Raw genomic sequence first — 18,639 nt, 5'->3', positions numbered from 1 at the left:
GTGGGTGTCCGGACGTAAAGCGAAGCAGTCCGGACACCCACCCGCGGAGACCCGGCACCGGCACCCGAAAGCCCCGCGCAGCGGACCGGCCCGCCGCAGGCGCAACGGCGAGAAGCCCCCACGGCGGGAAAGCCAAAAACGTGGGAAGGCCCCTAATCGGCAGGGGCCAGCAAGGCGTCGATGATTTTCGCCCACTGTTCGACAACCCGGTCGCGACGGGCCTTGTCATCGGTCAGCAGATTGGCGAGCCCCAGCCCCCGGGCCATGTCGAGCAGTCCTTGGACCGTCTCCCGGACGCCGGGCACGGCCTCGTCCGCGTCCAGCAGCGCCACCGCCGTGCGGTGTGCCTCCCGGCCGACCCGGGCCTCCAGGGCGGTGACCCGCTCGCGCAGCTGCTCCTCGTCGGAGGCGGCCACCCACAGATGCAGTGCGGCGCGGAACAGCGGCCCCGTGTAGAGGCCGACGAGCTCCTCGACGATGATCCAGGTGCGGGCCATCGAGCCGGCCGGCGGCAGGTTGTGGGCGACCGCCTTGACCGCGCCCTGGCGCTTGTCCGCGACGTGTTCGACGGCCGCGGTGAAGAGGTCCTCGCGGGTGCGGAAGTGGTGCTGGGCGGCGCCCCGGGAGACACCCGCCCGCTCGGCGACCACGGAGACCGTACTGCCGCTCCAGCCGTGCTCGGCCAGGCAGGAGACGGCGGCTTCCAGCAGTTTGAGGCGGGTGGCGCGACTGCGTTCCTGCTGGGGCTGCTTGGGGCCGTGGGCGGGGGTCAGCGCGCCCATGCCGGGGCCCGCCGTTCCAGGAAGGCGGTCATGCCCTCGCGGGCCTCGGCGGAGCCGAAGAGCCGCGCGGACTGTTCGGCGAGCGCCTCGGTGTCCCGGTCGAAGACGGCCAGCACCTCGGCGGTGACCAGCTTCTTCGACTCGGCCAGGCCCTGCGGTGAGCCCTTGCGCAGCCCGTCCAGTACGGGGGCGAGGCCGGTATCGACGTCATCGGGCGCGAGGGTGACCAGGCCGATCCTGGCCGCCTCCGCCGCGCCGAACTTCTCGCCGGTGAGGTAGTAGCGGCCCGCGGCGCGCGGGTCGAGCCGCGGCAGCAGCGGCAGGGAGATGACGGCGGGGGCGAGGCCGAGCCGGGCCTCGGTGAACGCGAAGGTGGCGTCAGGACCGGCCGCGGAGATGTCACAGGCGCCGAGCAGGCCCAGGCCGCCGGCCCGGACGTGTCCGGTGACCCGGGCGACGACCGGTTTGGGCAGCGCCACGATGCCGCGCAGCAGCCGGGCCAGGCCCAGCGGCCCGTCCGTCGCCGTGCCCGAGGTGGCCTCGGAGAGGTCCGCACCGGCGCAGAACGTGCCGCCGGTGTGGGTGAGGACGACGGCGCGGGTGGCGTCGTCGGCCGCGGCGTCCGCGAGCGCCCGGTGCAGTTCGGCGACCAGCCGGGTGGAAAGGGCGTTGCGGTTGTGCGGGGAGTCCAGGGTGAGGGTGGTGATGCCCTGTTCATGGGTGCGTGCCACCAGCGGTGTGGCGGGTGCGTCGGTCATCGGGCCGTCGAACTCCTTTCCCTGGCGCGCAGTTCGCGCCGCAGGATCTTTCCGGTGGTGGCGCGCGGCACGCTGTCCAGGAATTCCACGCGGCGCACTTTCTTGTACGGGGCGACCTGTCCGGCAACGTACGCGATGACCTCGTCCTCGCTCAGCCGGGCCCCCCGCTGCCGGACCACGAATGCCTTGGGCACCTCGTTGCCGTCCGTGTCCACGACGCCGATGACCGCCGCGTCGGCGATGGCGTCATGCCCGAGCAGCAGCGCTTCGAGATCGGCCGGGGCGACCTGGTAGCCCTTGTATTTGATCAATTCCTTGACGCGGTCGACGACATACAGCCAGCCGTCGTCGTCCGCCCGCCCGATGTCGCCGGTGTGCAGCCAGCCGTCGGGGTCGATCATCGCGTCGGTTTCGGCGGGCCGCCCCAGATAGCCCTTCATGATCTGCGGGCCGCGGATGAGGATCTCACCGCTCTCCCCCGGCGGCACGTCCTCACCGGTCTCCAGGGACACCAGCCGCATTTCCGTATTGGGGATCAGCTTGCCGACGGCGCCGGGCGGCGGATGCGGCACGTCGAGCGGCACGACGTGCGTGCCCGGGGACAACTCGGTCATCCCGTACGCCTGCAGGACCGGCGGCAGCCCGAGCCGCCGGGAGCAGGCCGCCGCCAGCTCGGCGTCCAGGGGTGCCGCGGCGGAGACGATGTACCGCAGGGAGGAGAGGTCGTAGTCGGCGACCAGGGGGTGTTTGGCGAGGGCCAGCACGATCGGGGGCGCGACATAGACGGCCGTGATGCGGTGCTCCTCGATCGCGGCCAGGAACTGCCGCAGATCGAAGCGGGGCAGCACCACGACGGTGGCGCCGTTGCGCAGCGGGGCGTTCATCAGGGCGGTCAGCCCGTAGATGTGGAAGAAGGGCAGCACGGCCAGCACCCGGTCGTCGGGGCTGTTGGTGACCAGCGGGGTGAGCTGGGCGAGGTTGGTGGCGATGCTGCGGTGGGTGAGCATCACGCCCTTGGGGGTGCCGGTGGTGCCGGAGGAGTAGGGCAGTACGGCCAGGTCGGCGGCCGGGTCGAGGGTGACGGACGGTTCCGGGTCGGTGCAGGCGAGGAGGTCCTGCACGCAGCGGTGGCCCTCGGCACGGTCGCAGACGAGGATCTCGGCGACGCCGCCGGCCTGCCGTGCGGCGGCCCGTGCGGTGTCCAGCAGCGCCGATACGGTCACCAGCCGGCGGGCCCCGGAGTCCTTCAGCTGCTTGGTGAACTCGCCCTCGGTGGCCAGCGGATGGACGGTGGTGACCGCCGCCCCGCAGCGTGAGACGGCGTAGCACACGACCGGGAAGAGCACGCTGTTCGGGCTGTGCAGGGCCACTACCTCGCCCTTGCGTACCCCGGCCGCGGCCAGGGCGGCCGCGAGCCGGCGGCTGTAGTGGTCCAGCCGGGCGTAGCTGAGGGTGGTGCCGTCGAGCCCGTCGATCAGGGCGGGCCGCTCACCGTACTCCGCCGCCCGCCCGAGGACGGCCTCGTGGATCGGCAGCTCTACGGGCGCGACGTCGGCGTACTCGCTGTGGAAGACGTGGGACACCATGCCGGGGCCTTTCCCTTCGACGGTGGGTATGGCGGGGCGGAGCGGTGCGGGGTACGGCGGGGTGGTGCGGCGGTGGTCCGGTTACGGGTCCGTCCGGTCGGCCGGGGGCGGGGCCGCCGGCCGGCACGGGCAGCATGGCGTGCTCAGTACGACTTGGGCAGCCCCAGCGACTGGTGCGAGATGAAGTTGAGGATCATCTCGCGGCTGACCGGCGCGATCCGCGCCACCCGGGCGGCGGTGATCATCGAGGCGAGGCCGTACTCCTGGGTGAGGCCGTTGCCGCCGAGGGTGTGCACGGCCTGGTCGACGGCGTGCACCGCGGCCTCGGCCGCCGCGTACTTGGCCATGTTGGCGGCCTCGCCGGCACCCATGTCGTCGCCCGCGTCGTAGAGGTGCGCCGCCTTCTGCATCATCAGCCGGGCGAGTTCCAGCTCGATATGGGCTTGGGCCAGGGGGTGGGCGAGGGCCTGGTGGGCGCCGATGGGCTCCTTCCACACCTGGCGGGTACGGGCGTAGTCGAGGGCCCGGTCGAGGGCGTAACGGCCCATCCCGAGGGCGAAGGCGGCGGTCATGATCCGCTCCGGGTTGAGCCCGGCGAAGAGCTGGAGGAGTCCGGCGTCCTCGTCACCGACCAGCGCCCCGGCGGGCAGCCGGACCTCGTCCAGGGTCAGTTCGAACTGCTTCTCCGGGGCGGAGAGTTCCATCGCGATCGGACTGCGGCCGAAGCCCGGGGTGTCACGGGGGACGATGAACAGACAGGGCTTGAGGCGGCCGGTCCGGGCGTCCTCGGTGCGGCCGACGATCAGTGTGGCGTCGGCGATGTCCACACCCGAGATGAACACCTTGCGGCCGTTGAGGACCCAGTCCGCGCCGTCCTTGCGGGCCGTGGTCGTGATGCGGTGCGAGTTGGACCCGGCGTCCGGTTCGGTGATGCCGAAGGCCATCTTGCGGGAGCCGTCGGCGAGGCCCGGGAGCCAGGTGCGCTTCTGGTCCTCGGTGCCGAAGCGGGCGATGACGGTGCCGCAGATGGCGGGCGAGACCACCAGCATCAGCAACGGGCAGCCGGCCGCCCCCAGCTCCTCCAGTACGAGGGAGAGTTCGACGATGCCGCCGCCTCCGCCGCCGTACTCCTCGGGGAGGTTGACGCCGAGGTAGCCGGACTTGGCTGCCTCCGCCCAGAGTTCGTCGGTGTGCGCCCCCTCGGCCACGGCACGGGCGAAGTATGCGCGGCCGTAGCGCTTGCCGAGTGCGGCGACGGCTTTGCGCAGGGCGCGGTGTTCCTCGGTCTCGATCACAGGGTTGCTCATGGCACTGCTCATGACGGCTCCTTGTGTGCGGTGGGTGGGGTGCGGGTGATGCGCGTACGGAGGAAGCCGGGCGGCGCGGGATCAGCCCGCGTCCGCCACGGTCTCCCCGGCCGCGGTCTCCCCGGCCACGGCCGTCTCGGTCACGGCCGTCTCGGCCACGACAGCCAGCAGGGCCCCCACCTCGACCTGCTGTCCTGGGCTGACGGGCAGCGCGGTCAGGGTGCCGGCCGCCGGGGCGGTGATCTTGTGTTCCATCTTCATCGCCTCCAGCCACAGCAGCGGCTGCCCCGCTTCGACCTGGTCGCCCTCGGTCAGGCCCGTTGCGATCCGGACGACCGTGCCGGGCATCGGCGCCAGCAGTGAGCCGGGCTCCGTACGGGCGGTGGGATCGGGGAAGCGGGGCAGCACGGTGAAGGCGTAGGAGCCGGGTGCGGGGGCTCCCCCGCCGGGGGCGGGGGGCGCGTCGACATGGACCCGGTCGCCGTAGCGGGTGACCGCGAACTGCCGCCGCAGTCCGTCCACTTCGAGCACGACCTCGTCCGGTCCGAGGGTCAGCAGCCGCACGTCCGGGAAGCCCTCGGCCGACAGCCCGTCCCGGCCGAGCCGGTAGCGGATCTCGTACTCGGTGCCCGCGCAGGCGTACGTCTTGACCTGCGGTCCGGAGGGGACGTTGCGAAAACCGCCGAAGCGGGAGCGGCCGTGTGCGTCGGCCAGGGCCGCGGCGAGCGCGAAGACGCCCGCCCCGCCGTCGCCGTTCTTGGTCAGTGCGGCGAGGTTGCGGTCGTAGAAGCCGGTGTCCAGGGCGCCGGGGTCGGTGAACTCCGGGTGGCGCAGGGACCGTACGAGCAGCTCGCGGTTGGTGACCGGGCCGTGGATGCGGGCCCGCTCCAGGGCGCCCGCCAGCTTCCGTACGGCCTCGTCCCGGCTCGGCGCCCAGGCGATGATCTTGGCGAGCATCGGGTCGTAGTGGACGCCGATGGTGTCACCGTCGGTCACACCGGAGTCCAGCCGGACGCCGTCGGGCAGCTCCAGGCGGTGCAGGGTGCCGGTCTGCGGCTGCCAGCCGGCCGCCGGGTCCTCCGCGTAGAGCCGTGCCTCCACGGCGTGCCCCTGCGGGCGCGGCGGTTCGGCGTCCAGGGGGCGGCCCTCGGCGACGCTCAGCTGGAGGGCGACCAGGTCGAGGCGGTGGACGGCCTCGGTGACCGGGTGCTCGACCTGGAGGCGGGTGTTCATCTCCAGGAAGTACGCCCGCCCGTCCGCGGAGACCAGGAACTCCACGGTGCCCGCGCCCCGGTAACCGATGGCGCGGGCGGCCTGTTCGGCGGCCCGGTGGAGGGTGTCGCGCAGCTCCTCGGCGAGCCCGGGGGCCGGGGCCTCCTCGATGACCTTCTGGTGGCGGCGCTGGAGGGAGCAGTCGCGGGTGCCGAGCGTCCAGACCGTCCCGTGTGCGTCGGCGAGGATCTGCACCTCGACATGACGTCCGCCCACGACATACGGCTCGACGAACACCTCCCCGTCCCCGAACGCGGACGCCGCCTCGGCCGCCGCCGCCTTCAACTCGCCTTCCAGGGCGGCCAGTTCGGTGACCACGCGCATCCCGCGGCCGCCGCCGCCCGCCGCCGCCTTCACCAGCAGCGGCAGATCGGCCTCGGTGGCCTGCCCGGGGTCGACGGGGGCCAGCAGCGGCACCCCGGCCCCGGCCATCAGCTCCTTGGCCCGCGTCTTGGACGCCATGGCCTCGATCGCGGCGGGCGGCGGTCCGATCCAGGCGAGACCCGCGTCGGCCACCGCCGCGGCGAACCCGGCGTTCTCGGAGAGGAAGCCATAGCCGGGGTGGACCGCGTCGGCGCCCGCGGCCCGCGCGGCCCGTACGAGCAGATCGCCGCGCAGATAGGTGTCGGCCGGGGCGTCGCCCGGGAGCCGTACGGCGGTGTCCGCCTCGCGGACGTGCGGGGCGCCGGCATCCGCGTCCGAGTGCACGGCGACGGTGGAGATACCCAGCTCACGGCAGGTGCGGAAGACCCGCCGGGCTATTTCGCCGCGGTTGGCGACAAGGAGGGAACGGATCACTTCTGCCTCACATCCGGAAGATGCCGAAGCCGCCCCGCGCGCCCTCGACCGGCGCGTTGTGGAGGGCGGACAGACACAGGCCGAGGACGGTCCGGGTGTCGCGCGGGTCGATGACACCGTCGTCGTAGAGCCGCCCCGACAGGAACATCGGCAGCGACTCCGACTCGATCTGCTGCTCGACCATGGCGCGCAACCCCGCGTCGGCCTTGTCGTCGTATGACTGCCCCTTGGCCGCGGCCGAGGCGCGGGCGACGATCGAGAGCACCCCGGCCAGCTGCTGCGGCCCCATGACGGCGGACTTGGCGCTCGGCCACGCGAACAGGAACCGCGGATCGAAGGCGCGGCCGCACATGCCGTAGTGCCCGGCGCCGTACGAGGCGCCCATGAGGACGGACAGGTGCGGCACCTTCGAGTTCGACACCGCGTTGATCATCATCGCGCCGTGTTTGATGATGCCGCCCTGCTCGTACTCCTTGCCGACCATGTAGCCGGTGGTGTTGTGCAGGAACAGCAGCGGGATGTCGCGCTGGTTGGCCAGCTGGATGAACTGTGCGGCCTTCTGGGACTCCTCGCTGAAGAGCACGCCCTGCGCATTGGCGAGGATGCCGACGGGGTAGCCGTGCAGCTCGGCCCAGCCGGTGGCCAGGCTCGGCCCGTAGAGCGGCTTGAACTCGTCGAAGTCCGAGCCGTCCACGATCCGGGCGATGACCTCGCGCGGGTCGAACGGCGCCTTGAGGTCGCCGGGGACGATGCCGAGCAGCTCCTCCTCGTCGTACTCGGGCGGGTCGGCGGGCCCCGGATCGGGCTGCGCCTTGCGCCAGTTGAGGCGGGCGACCACCCGCCGGGCCCGGCGCAGCGCATCCGGCTCGTCCACCGCGAAGTAGTCCGCGAGTCCGGAGGTGCGGGCGTGCATCTCGGCGCCGCCCAGCGACTCGTCGTCGCTCTCCTCGCCGGTCGCCATCTTCACCAGCGGCGGCCCGCCCAGGAACACCTTCGCGCGTTCCTTGACCATGATCACGTGGTCGGACATCCCGGGGACGTAGGCGCCGCCCGCGGTCGAGTTGCCGAAGACCACGGCGACGGTCGGGATGCCGGCCGCGGACAGCCGGGTGAGATCCTTGAACAGCGCCCCGCCCGGAATGAAGATCTCCTTCTGGCTGGGCAGATCGGCGCCGCCGGACTCGACGAGCGAGATCACCGGGAGCCGGTTGGCGAAGGCGATCTCATTGGCCCGCAGCGCCTTCTTCAGCGTCCAGGGGTTGCTGGCGCCGCCGCGCACCGTCGGGTCGTTGGCGGTGATCAGGCACTCCACGCCCGCGACGGTGCCGATGCCGGTGACCAGCGAGGCCCCGACCTGATAGTCGCTGCCCCAGGCCGCGAGCGGCGACAGCTCCAGGAACGGCGTATCGGGGTCGACGAGCAGCTCGATCCGCTCCCGGGCGAGCAGCTTGCCGCGCTTCCGGTGCCGGGCGACATACTTCTCACCGCCGCCCGCGATCGCCTTCGCGTGTTCGGCCTCGACCTCCGCCAGCTTCGCGAGCATCGCCTCACGACGCTCCGCGTACTCGGCGCCCGCCGGGTCGAGCCCGGTTGCGAGCACGGTCACCACAACACCTCCGGTATGTCCATGTGCCGCGCGCGCAGCCACTCCCCCACGGCCTTGGCCTGCGGATCGAACCGGGCCTGGGCCGCGACGCCCTCGCCGAGCAGCCCGTCGACGACGAAGTTGAGCGCACGCAGATTCGGCAGTACGTGCCGGTCGACCGGCAGCTCCGCGGTCTCCGGCAGCAGGTGCCGGAACCGCTCGACGGTCAGCTCATGCGCCAGCCAGCGCCAGGCCTGGTCGGTACGGGCCCACACCCCGACATTCGCCGAACCGCCCTTGTCACCACTACGGGCACCGGCGACCCGGCCGAGGGGCCCGCGCCGGGTGGGCCCGGCGGGCAGCGGCTCGGGCAGCGCCGGATCGGACACTCTCCTCAACTCCCTTGTATCGGGAGCGGGTTGGATGCCGACCCGGGTGCCGTCCGCCAGTACGGCCAGCTGCGGCACCTCGGCCGCGTCCACCGCCACCGCCTCGAAGACCCCGTAGGGGGTGCCCTTGCCGGGCGGCGCGGTGACATGGAAGCCGGGGTAGCTGGCCAGCGCCAGCTCGACCGCGGCGCCGCTCACCACCCGCCCCACCGCGTCCTGGTCGGTGTCCCGCACCACCAGCCGCAGCAGCGCGCTCGCCTCCTCCTGGACGTCCGCGTCGTCCCGGTCGGTGCGGGCCAGCGTCCAGCGCACCTCGGCCGGGCGGTTCCCCGCCGCGTCGAAGGCCGCCTCCATCTGCCGGCGGACCAGCGCCGCCTTGGCCGTCACCGCCAGCCCGGTCAGGACGAAGGTGACCTCGTTGCGCCAGCCGCCGAGGCGGGTCAGCCCGGTCTTGAGCGTCGGCGGCGGCGCCTCGCCGCGCACCCCGTCGATCCGGACCCGGTCCGGCCCCTCCTCCGTCAGCCGTACGGTGTCCAGCCGCGCCGTCACATCGGGCCCGGCATAGCGGGCGCCGGCCGTCTCGTACAGCAGCTGGGCGGTGACCGTGCCGGTGGTGACCGCGCCGCCGGTTCCCGGGTGCTTGGTGATCAGCGCGCTGCCGTCGGCGGCGATCTCGGCCAGCGGGAAGCCGGGCCGCAGCAGGTCATGGGCGCCGAAGAAGGAGTAGTTGCCGCCGGTGGCCTGGGTGCCGCATTCGAGGACATGCCCGGCGGCCACCGCCCCGGCCAGCTGGTCCAGATCCTGCGGCCGCCAGCCGAAGTGCGCCTGTGCCGCGCCGCTGACCAGCGCGGCATCGGTGACCCGCCCGGTCACCACCACGTCCGCACCGGCCCGCAGACATGCGGCGATCCCCCCGCCGCCCAGGTAGGCGTTGGCCGTCAGCACACCGTCGCCCCACCCCCCGCGCGCCAGCAGATCGTCGCCCTCCACATGCGCCACGCTGACGGACACCCCGACCTTGTCCGCCAACTCCCTTACGGCATCGGCCAGACCGGCCGGATTCAGCCCGCCGGCATTCGTGACGAGCCGCACCCCGCGCTCCACGGCCAGCCCGAGCCCGTCCTCCAGCTGCCGCAGAAAGGTCTTGGCGTAGCCGCGCGTGGGGTCCTTCAGACGGTCCCGGCCAAGGATCAGCATGGTCAGCTCGGCGAGGTAGTCGCCGGTCAGGACGTCCAGGGGGCCGCCGGTGAGCATCTCGCGCAGGGCATCGAAGCGATCTCCGTAGAAGCCGGAGGCATTGCCGATACGGAGGATGGCGGGGTCGGCACCTACGGGGCGTGCGGGTGCCGGGTCAGCTATCGGGCCCGCGCCGTTCACGGGGCGCCGGCCGCTCATGAGGCGTCGCCCTTCCCGGACGGCTCGTGGCCCGTTGCGGATGGTTCGCGACCTTTTGCGGACGGTTCGCGCCCCTCAGCGGACGGCTCACGGCCGTTTCCGGACGGCTCTCGGCCATGTGCGGACGGCTCACGGCCGTTTCCGGACGGCTCGCGGCCATGTGCGGACGGCTCACGGCCGTTTCCGGACGGCTCGCGGCCATGTGCACATGGTTCACCACCATGCGCGGACGGCTTACCGACCTTCCCCGACGGCTCACGGCCCTTCCCCGGCGGGCCCGCGAAGGCCTGCGCGATTCCCAGCCACCGGTCCGCGTCCGCCCCTTCGGCCCGCAGGGACGGCAGGTCGTCACGATGGGCCCGCTGGGTCACCAGCAGACAGAACTCCAGCGCGTCCCCGGTCACCCGCTGCCCGGCGGCCGGCGGCCCGTACTCCCACACCGTGCCGTCCGGCGCCCGCAGCTCGACCCTGAACTCCTCTTCGGGAGGCGCAAGTTGGTGCGTCGCATAGGCGAAGTTACGGGTCCGCACCCCGATCCGGGCGATATGCCGCAGCCGGACGGTGGGAGCGCAGGTGACACCCAGCGCATCGGCCACGTCCTGCCCGTGCGCCCAGGTCTCCATCAGCCGGGCGGTGGCCATCGAGGCCACGCTCATCGGCGGGCCGTACCACGGCAGCTTCTCGCCCGCCGGGCGTGCGGCGAGCGCCCGCAGCAGCTCATCGCGCCCGGCGCGCCAGGCGGCGAGCAGTTCGGCGGGCGGGGTCTTCGCGCCTGCCTCGGCGGCCTCGTCGACGAAGGTCAGCGGCGAGGCGAGCGCCTCCTGCGCGGCCCGTACGAAGGCCTCGGGGTCGGTGGCCGAAAGCAGTGCCTGCCGGTCGGTCCAGGCGAGATGGGCGATCTGATGGGCGAGGGTCCAGCCCTCGGCGGGCGTCGGCACCGCCCAGCGCTCGGCCGGCAGCCCGGCGACCAGCGCGTCCAGCTCCTCGCTCTCCGCCCTGAGATCCGCCAGTACGGCGCCGGGATCGGACACGCGACACTCCCTCGTCGGCCCCATATGGCCGACGGCCAGGGCAGGTTGACAGGCGTTGTGGTGCGGTACGGCTCCGAGAGTGGCAGCGCGGCAAGAAACAATCAAGCATGCCTGCATGATTTTCCGACCCACCCATGCCTTTGAGACACCACCGCTGACGCGATGCCACGATGCTGCGATGGCGCCGAGGGACGGCGGGACAGCGGGACAGCGGGACAGCGGGACAGCGGGACAGCGGGACGGCGGGACAGCGGGACGGCGGGACAGCGCGGGCCGCTGTCGGAAGTGGCTGACCCGGCTCAGCTCAGGCGAGGGGGCGGCGCCGTCGGAAGTGACCCGGGCTCGGCTCGGCTCGGCTTGGCTCGACTCGGCTCAGTGCGAGCCCGCCCCCGCGCTCCGTACCGCCCCCACACTCGCGGCCACGACCAGCCCGATCGCCAGCACTTCGGCCCAGCCCAGCGCCTGGTGCAGGACGAGGAAGCCGGCGGTCGCCGCGGCGGCCGGCTCCAGGCTCATCATCACGGCGAATCCGGAGGCCGGGAGCTTGCGCAGGGCGAGGAGTTCCAGGGTGTAGGGCATGACGGACGACATCAGGGCGACCGCGGCGCCCAGCCCCAGCGTGACCGGGTTCAGCAGGGCGGTGCCCGCGCTGACGATGCCGAACGGCAGACTGAGCAGCGCCGCGACGGTCATCGCCAGCGCCAGTCCGTCCGCCTGCGGGAAGCGCTGTCCCGTACGGGCGGAGAGCAGGATGTAGGCGGCCCACAGACTGCCGGCCGCCAGCGCGCACGCCGCACCGGTGAGGTTGAGTCCATCGAACCCCTCGCGCCCCAGCAGCACCACGCCGCCCAGTGCCAGCGCCGCCCACACCAGGCTCAACAGCCTGCGCGAGGTCGCCACCGAAAGGATCAGCGGCCCGAGGAACTCCAAGGTGACCGCGGCCCCCAGCGGAATGCGGTCGATCGCCTGGTAGAAGAGCGAGTTCATACCGGCCAGCGCGACGCCGAAGGCGAGCACCGTGGCCCAGTCGCCCCGCGAGTGGCCGCGCAGCTTGGGACGGCAGACGATCAGCAGCACCAGTGAGGCGACGGCCAGCCGCAGCGTGACCACGCCCAGCGCACCGGCCCGCGGGAAGAGCAGCACCGCCACCGACGAGCCGAACTGCAGCGAGACGATCCCGCCGATGACCAGCGCCACCGACGCGATCCGCCCGCGCGCATCCGCCGCCCCGGCGGTCCCGGCGGTCCCGGCCTGGGCCTCGGCCGTCAGCACCTCGGGCGAGGGCGGTACGGGCTGCGGAATCCCCCCGTCACCGGCGGGCACAGTGGGGGCGGGAGGGGCAGGGGTACGACCATCGGGGCTCTCGGACGATGCATTCACGCCACCACGCTACGGGGCCTTCTTCCGGTCCGTGAAATGCCATTTCCCCTGTTGTTATGCTCCGCACGCATGAGCACCGAGCTGCGTCATTTCCGCTGCTTTCTCGCCATCGCCGACACCCTGAGCATCACCCGCGCCGCCGAGCGCCTGCATCTGACCCAGCCGGCCGTCTCCCGCACCCTGCGCCAGCTGGAACAGGAACTGGGCGTCCGCCTCGTCGACCGCTCCACCCACCACCTCGCGCTCACCCCCGACGGCCGCTCCTTCCGCGACCAGGCCGCGATCGCGGTGACCGCCTTCGACCGGGCGCTCCGCCACGCACACCACACCGCCTGGCCACTGCGCCTGGGCCATGCCTGGTCGGCCGCCGGCACGGACACCACCGCCCTGCTGCGCCGCTGGCACGAGGAGCACCCGGAAACCCCGCTCGAACTCCTCCGTATCGACGACCGTACGGCCGGCCTCGCCCGCGGCGACGTGGACGCCGCCCTGCTGCGCGGCGAGGTCCGCGCCCCCGGCCTGATCACCGACCAGCTCACCACCGAGCTCCGGGTCGCCGGCCTCCCCGCCGACGACCCGCTGGCCCACCGCACCGCCCTCTCCCTCACCGCGCTGACGGACCGCACCATCGCCCTCAACACCGTCTCCGGCACCACCACGCTCGACCTGTGGCCCGCGCCGGTCCGCCCCGCCTCGACCATCACCATCGGCAACACCGACGACTGGCTGGCCGCCATCACCGGCGGCCGGGCCGTGGGCGTCACCACCTCCGCCACCGCCGAAATGCACCCCCACCCAGCCATGGCCTACGTCCCCCTGACCGATGCCCCGCCCGTCCCCGTGGTCATCGCCTGGCGCGACGGCCCGGGGCATCCGCGGATTCCGGACCTGGTCAGGCTGGCCCACGAGGTCATCGGAAGGACGACGGGCGGAGACACACCGGGCACCGGCACCGGCGCCCGCACAGGCACAGGCACAGGCACAGGCACAGGCACAGGCACAGGCACAGGCACAGGCACAGGCACCAGTATCGGTACAGGCACGGACACCGACACCGACACCGACTGAGCAGACGCCTGCGGGCCGCCGCCCCGCATCCCCATGGGATGCAACTGCCGACTTCGCTCCATAAGCTCGTAAGAAGGAACGCTCACCAGCGGGCGGAGAGACCCATCTGGGCACCGAGTGGCGCCACTCGGTGCCACTCGGTACCACCCACCCCGTGCCACCCGGTACCCCACGGCGTCACACCGGACGCCGGGCCGGTCGCTCAGCGACGCATCGCTCCAGAGATACCCAAGCACCGCTTCTGCCGCCCATGACGCCCGTGCACCCCATGCACCCCGTGCACCGCTTCTGATGCCCTGACGTGGAGCCCTTCATGACCACACCGCGCGACCTGTTGTTCATCGCCATGGACATGGAGTCCAGTCACACTCTGGAGCGCGGCAATCTCTCGCTCGCGCTCGCCGGAGCCGAGCTGATCGACCTGCTGGACGCGCAAGCCGTCAGCCTGGACGGCGACCGCATCGTCCCGGGCTACCGTCCGGCCGTGGCCGATCGCCTCATGGACGAAGCCGCGTCGTCGCTCGACCAGCAACCGCCGTACGAGTCGGTCGACGACTGGCTGTGGCGCAGAGGCCGCGGCCTGTCCACGGCCTACCTGGCGGCCCTTGAAGCGGAAGGGCAGCTCACCCGCCGGCCCCGCCGCCGCTGGATGCCCTTCCGGACCGGTCAGATGACGCTGGCCGAGTCGCCCGCACGCCGCGGGGCGGCGACCCGCCTGGCCTCCGATGAGCCCATCCTCGCCGGCCTCGCGGCACCTCTCGGGATCCGCGGCGAGCGGGCGGGAGACCCTCCGGACGTGGCCGACGGCGCGGTGGAGACCGTGCTCGCCGCCGTCAATGACGCGGTGCACGAGCTGGAATTCGAACGCCAACGCCGGGCCATCGACGAGGAGGCCTTCAGTAACATCTGGCGAGGCCCAGGCGGATAGACGACCGCACGAACGACCGCGCCGAGCCTGGCTCCGGTCGTACACGGTGCGGACTGCACGCGATCAGGTGGAGCGGGAGAAATCGGCCACCGGTCACCCACCATCCCGCCGGCCCGGTCCTCACCGGCTGACAAGGCCTGCACCGTCTCCTCGTACGACAGGCCCTCCGCGTACGACAGGCCCTCCGCGTAGGATCCGACGAAAAGGCAGGCGTATTGGGTGAGTTGCCCCGCATACCGGTCAGCCCCCTCCTTCGGTCCGCAGCACGTCGCCTCGATGCGAGCGGCCGGCTTCAGCAGCCAGTCCGCGCACTCCAGCGCCATCACCCGTGCGGAGCGGAACTCCGGGTGACCCGGCTGCCGATGCGCATCACCCGGCATCACCAGGACATTCCGCCGAGCCAGAGAGGTGGCTGTCGTTGAGTGAGAGGACGAGAAGACGTGGACGTGTATGAAGCCGTGGACAGCCGCCGGGCCGTGCGGGCCTTCAGCGATCAGCCGGTACCCAAAGAGGCACTCGAACGAGTGCTGGCTGCGGCGACGCGGGCTCCGTCGAGCGGGAACCTCCAGCCGTGGCATGTGTTTGTCGTGACCGGCGAGCCCTTGGCCGAACTGAAGAGGCGCGCGACGGCCAGGGCGCTGGCGGGAGACCCGGGTGACGAGCGGGAGTATCCGATGTACCCGGCCGAACTGCCCTCGCCGTATCTGGACCGTCTTTCCGCCGCGGCCGCCCAGCGGTACAAAGCGCTGGGAATCGAGCGCGACGACCTCGACAGGCCCCTGAAGATCGCTGCCTTGAACTCGGAGGCGTTCGGGGCACCGGTCGTACTGTTCTGCTACCTCGACCGGACGATGGGGCCCGGACAGTGGGCGGACGCGGGGATGTACGTGCAGACGGTCATGCTGTTGCTGAGGGCGGAAGGGTTGCACAGTTGCCCCCAGGTGATGTGGACGATGTATCGCAAGACCGTCAGCCAGACAGTCGGAGCCGATGACGGGCTCGTGCTGTTCTGCGGTGTCGCGGTGGGATTCGAGAAGGAAGGCGTGCCACGGCTGCGTACCGGGCGGGCGGAGATGACAGAAACCGTGCGCTTCATCGGAGTGTGACCGCTGGGCGGTCACGATCCACAGGACAGACCCGCGACCGCGAGGCAGCGCACAAGACATGCCGGGCAACCGCTGTGAGCTGCTTCGGGACGCGACCGAGGGCCGGTGCCACATGCCGGCGTTCTGGTGGGGCATCTCCGAGGTAAGCCCGAAGGCCGCCGGCATCCGGCGCCACCCGGCGCCGCCCGGCGCCATTCCTTGCCCCCACAAGCACATGAGCACGCGTGGCACCACAATGACTCAGGTCGTTTCCTTCGCCTTTCCCCAGCTCAGAGCGGGCGACCTCAAGCCAGCCCCACACAGGGTGCCACCCGGGCTTGCACATGGCGCCATAGTGGTGCCATCATGACGTCATGGACCTCACTCCGTATGTCGACACCCTGCGTCGCGAACTCGCGGTGGCCGCCGAAGCCGGCGGGGAAGATGCCCGCGAGCTGGCCGAGCGGCTCACCACCCCTCTGGAGTCGGCGACCCGTCTGACCATGCTCCATGTGCTCTCCGCCGCGATGGACGAGATCACCCGCGAGCTCGCCCCCGGCTCGGTCGACGTACGGCTGCGCGGGCTCGACCCCGACTTCGTGGTGACGCTGCCGCCCGGTGACAACGGCCACCCGGAAGCAGCGGCCGCGCCCGAACCGCTCGCGGCGCCGGCCCCCGCGGAAGGCGACGACGGTGGCACCGCCCGCGTCAATCTGCGACTGCCGGCCCACCTCAAGGCGCGCGCCGAGGAGGCCGCGAACCGCGAGGGCCTGTCGGTCAACGCGTGGCTGGTGCGCGCCGTATCGGCCGCGGTCGACGGCGGCACGCGGCCACGTACGACGGAGAAGACCCACGCCATCGGACAGAACTTCAAGGGCTGGGTGCGCTAGCCGCGCCCACGCCCGCCCCACTTCACCCGCACCACGTCCCCACCGGCGGGGACGACCATGAGACCCAAGAGGACGGGACAGCCATGCCTTCTTTCGACACTCCCGAACCGATCTCGGCCACGGCGCATGTGGAGGCCGGTTCCATCCAGTTCACCGCGGGCGACCGCCTCGACACGGTCGTCGAGGTGCGGCCCCGCGACCCGCAGCGGGATGCGGACGTGCGGGCCGCCGAGCAGACCGAGGTGACGTACACGAGCGGTGCCCTGACCATCCGGACGCCGAAGCAGCGCTATCTCATCGGGCGCACCGGAACCGTCGACGTGACGGTCGACCTGCCCACCGGCTCGCGCATCGGCATGACCGGCGCCTGGGCCCAGGTGCTCGGTGAGGGCCGGTTCGGCGAGGTCCGGGTGAAGACCTCCTCGGGCGATGTACGCCTGGACACGACCGGGCCGCTGCAGCTGACCGCGTCGCACGGCTCGATCACCGTGGACCGCGTCGAGGGCATGGCCGAGATCACCACCAGCTCCGGCAGCCTGCGCGTCGGCCTCGTCGACGGCCCCGCGATCCTGAAGAACTCGCACGGCACCACGACCGTCGGCGCCGTGACCGGGGAGCTGCGGGTGAGCGGCGCCAATGGCGACATCGACATCGTGCGCGCCGAGAGCTCGGTCGTCGCGACCACCGCGCACGGCACCCTGCGGGTGGCCGAAGTGGCCGGCGGCACCGTCCAGTTGGAGACCTCCTACGGTGCCATCGAGGTCGGTATCCGCGAAGGCACGGCCGCCTGGCTCGACGTCAGCTCGGACTCCGGGCAGGTGCGCAACACGCTCACCGCGTCCGAGTCCCCGGAGAAGGCCGAGGACACCGTCGAGGTCCGCGCCCGTACCCGGTACGGCAACATCGACATCCTCCGCGCCAAGCCCTGAGCACCCCCGCACGCCCCCGCGTACCCCCGCACATCCCGCACACCCCGCGCCATAGCCAACTCACCGCATCCATCTGCTACTTCAGCCTTCGAGCGGGAGGGGACCATGAGCTCTGCTGTCATGCCCACGGCATGAACGGAGCGGTCCGCAGTCGCCCGCCGCCGTCCGGCCGCAACAACCGCCACCACGAAAGGAAGTCCGATGAGTCAAACGGCTCCCCTCCCGCACGGCCTCCCCATGGATCGCGATGCGGGCCCCTTCGACCCGCCCCGCCTCATCACCCAACTGCGCGAGGCGCGCCCGGTCAGTCCCATGGTCTTCCCCGACGGTCACGAGGGCTGGCTCGTCACCGGCTACGACGCGGTCCGCCGGCTCATGGCCGACACCCGGTTCAGCTCCCGCCAGGACATCGGCGTGCTCCACGTGCCGTACGAGACCCCCGGCATGCCCGCCCTCACCGAACCGTCCCCGCAGATCCCCGGCCTGTTCATCGCCATGGACCCGCCGGACCACACCCGGCTGCGGCGCAAGCTCACCGGCGCCTTCACCGTCAAACGCATGAAGCAGCTCGAAGACCACATCATCGGCATCACCGAGCGGCAACTGGACGAGATGGCGCGCCTGACCCCGCCGGTCGACCTGGTCAAGGAGTTCGCACTGCCGGTGCCCTCGCTGGTGATCAGCGAACTGCTCGGTGTCCCCTATGCGGACCGGGAGAACTTCCAGGTCAACTCCGCCAAGTTCCTGGTCAAGGACCTGCCGCTCGACGAGAAGATGGCCGCGTACGGCGCACTGACCGCGTACCTTTCCGAACTGGTCACGCGCAAACGTGCCGCCCCCGGCGAAGACATACTGTCCGACCTGGCCCGCCAAGACGACCTCACCATCGAGGAACTGACCGGCATCGCCTTCCTGCTGCTGCTCGCGGGCCACGAGACCACCGCCAACATGCTGGCCCTGGGCACCTTCGCGCTCCTGGAGCACCCCGAGCAGCTGGCCGGGCTGCGCGCCAACCCGGATCTGCTGCCCGATGCCGTCGAGGAACTCCTGCGCTACCTGTCCGTTGTAGACATCCTCTATCGCTACGCCACGGAGGACATCGAACTCGGCGGTGAAACAATCGGCAAGGGATCGACCGTCGTTGTCTCGATGCTGGCCGCCAACCACGACCCCCGGCGCTTCGACAACCCCGACACCCTGGACATCCGCCGCAAGGCCCGCGGTCACCTGTCCTTCGGCCACGGCCTTCACCAATGCCTCGGCCAGCAGCTGGCCCGCATCGAGATGCGCGCCGGTTTCGACGGACTGCTGCGCCGCTTCCCGACCCTCCAGCTCGCCATCCCCGCCGGCGAGGTGAAACTCAGGACCGACATGAATATCTACGGCGTCCACGAACTGCCGGTCACCTGGACGGAAACGGCCCGCTGAAGCCGTCGGCCGAGCGCGTCACCTGGGA

The 18,639-nt window shown here is 71.8% G+C and carries 14 protein-coding genes and 1 pseudogene; 6 read left to right on the top strand and 9 right to left on the bottom strand.

Translation table 11 applies throughout. From position 1 onward, the window contains the following. Positions 1-152: 152 nt before the first annotated feature. The 9 genes and pseudogenes from ACWGJY_RS33625 to ACWGJY_RS33585 form a co-directional block, all read right to left on the bottom strand. Complete coding sequence (locus tag ACWGJY_RS33625) at positions 153-782, bottom strand: TetR/AcrR family transcriptional regulator (protein ID WP_453264666.1); 630 nt, start codon at positions 780-782, stop codon at positions 153-155. Beyond that, positions 770-1,540, bottom strand: a complete 771-nt coding sequence (locus tag ACWGJY_RS33620) for an enoyl-CoA hydratase family protein (protein WP_453264665.1) — start codon at positions 1,538-1,540, stop codon at positions 770-772. The genes ACWGJY_RS33625 and ACWGJY_RS33620 overlap by 13 nt, the downstream gene beginning before the upstream one ends. Beyond that, positions 1,537-3,126: a 4-coumarate--CoA ligase family protein gene (locus tag ACWGJY_RS33615; protein ID WP_453264664.1), complete on the bottom strand. Its 1,590-nt coding sequence runs from the start codon at positions 3,124-3,126 to the stop codon at positions 1,537-1,539. Before ACWGJY_RS33615 ends, ACWGJY_RS33620 begins: the two co-directional genes overlap by 4 nt. Before the next feature lie 143 nt (positions 3,127-3,269). After that, a complete protein-coding gene (locus tag ACWGJY_RS33610) occupies positions 3,270-4,433 on the bottom strand; it encodes an acyl-CoA dehydrogenase family protein (RefSeq protein ID WP_453264668.1) in 1,164 nt (387 codons plus the stop codon). Positions 4,434-4,514: 81 nt separating this feature from the next. After that, positions 4,515-6,503 (bottom strand): acetyl/propionyl/methylcrotonyl-CoA carboxylase subunit alpha, encoded by a 1,989-nt coding sequence (locus tag ACWGJY_RS33605; protein ID WP_453264663.1) that lies wholly within the window; start codon positions 6,501-6,503, stop codon positions 4,515-4,517. 7 nt (positions 6,504-6,510) lie between these two features. Next, entirely contained in the window at positions 6,511-8,109 is a 1,599-nt protein-coding gene (locus tag ACWGJY_RS33600) for an acyl-CoA carboxylase subunit beta (protein ID WP_453264662.1), read from the bottom strand. Continuing rightward, positions 8,106-9,872 (bottom strand): acyclic terpene utilization AtuA family protein, encoded by a 1,767-nt coding sequence (locus ACWGJY_RS33595; protein ID WP_453264661.1) that lies wholly within the window; start codon positions 9,870-9,872, stop codon positions 8,106-8,108. The genes ACWGJY_RS33600 and ACWGJY_RS33595 overlap by 4 nt, the downstream gene beginning before the upstream one ends. A 242-nt stretch (positions 9,873-10,114) precedes the next feature. Next, positions 10,115-10,903, bottom strand: a pseudogene (locus tag ACWGJY_RS33590) (TIGR03084 family metal-binding protein); the annotation flags it as partial. 372 nt (positions 10,904-11,275) lie between these two features. Further along, positions 11,276-12,226, bottom strand: a complete 951-nt coding sequence (locus ACWGJY_RS33585; protein ID WP_453264667.1) for an EamA family transporter — start codon at positions 12,224-12,226, stop codon at positions 11,276-11,278. Between the two features lie 126 nt (positions 12,227-12,352). On the opposite strand from ACWGJY_RS33585, the gene ACWGJY_RS33580 reads away from it, so the two are divergent. From ACWGJY_RS33580 to ACWGJY_RS33555, 6 genes are all read left to right on the top strand, one after another. Beyond that, the gene (locus tag ACWGJY_RS33580) at positions 12,353-13,351 is read left to right on the top strand and encodes a LysR family transcriptional regulator (RefSeq protein ID WP_453264660.1); all 999 of its coding nucleotides are present in this window, start codon (positions 12,353-12,355) and stop codon (positions 13,349-13,351) included. Between the two features lie 313 nt (positions 13,352-13,664). Continuing rightward, positions 13,665-14,279: a GOLPH3/VPS74 family protein gene (locus ACWGJY_RS33575; protein WP_453264659.1), complete on the top strand. Its 615-nt coding sequence runs from the start codon at positions 13,665-13,667 to the stop codon at positions 14,277-14,279. Between the two features lie 440 nt (positions 14,280-14,719). Beyond that, positions 14,720-15,385 (top strand): nitroreductase, encoded by a 666-nt coding sequence (locus ACWGJY_RS33570; RefSeq protein ID WP_453264658.1) that lies wholly within the window; start codon positions 14,720-14,722, stop codon positions 15,383-15,385. Between the two features lie 353 nt (positions 15,386-15,738). Next, complete coding sequence (locus ACWGJY_RS33565) at positions 15,739-16,254, top strand: hypothetical protein (RefSeq protein WP_453264657.1); 516 nt, start codon at positions 15,739-15,741, stop codon at positions 16,252-16,254. A gap of 83 nt (positions 16,255-16,337) precedes the next feature. Continuing rightward, the gene (locus ACWGJY_RS33560) at positions 16,338-17,183 is read left to right on the top strand and encodes a DUF4097 family beta strand repeat-containing protein (RefSeq protein ID WP_453264656.1); all 846 of its coding nucleotides are present in this window, start codon (positions 16,338-16,340) and stop codon (positions 17,181-17,183) included. 201 nt (positions 17,184-17,384) lie between these two features. After that, entirely contained in the window at positions 17,385-18,611 is a 1,227-nt protein-coding gene (locus ACWGJY_RS33555; protein WP_453264655.1) for a cytochrome P450, read from the top strand. Positions 18,612-18,639: the final 28 nt, after the last annotated feature.

The organism is Streptomyces sp. NPDC054765, assembly GCF_053612065.1.
The sequence above is the reverse complement of the archived record's forward strand: the minus strand, read 5'-3'. Positions and strand labels throughout refer to the sequence as shown.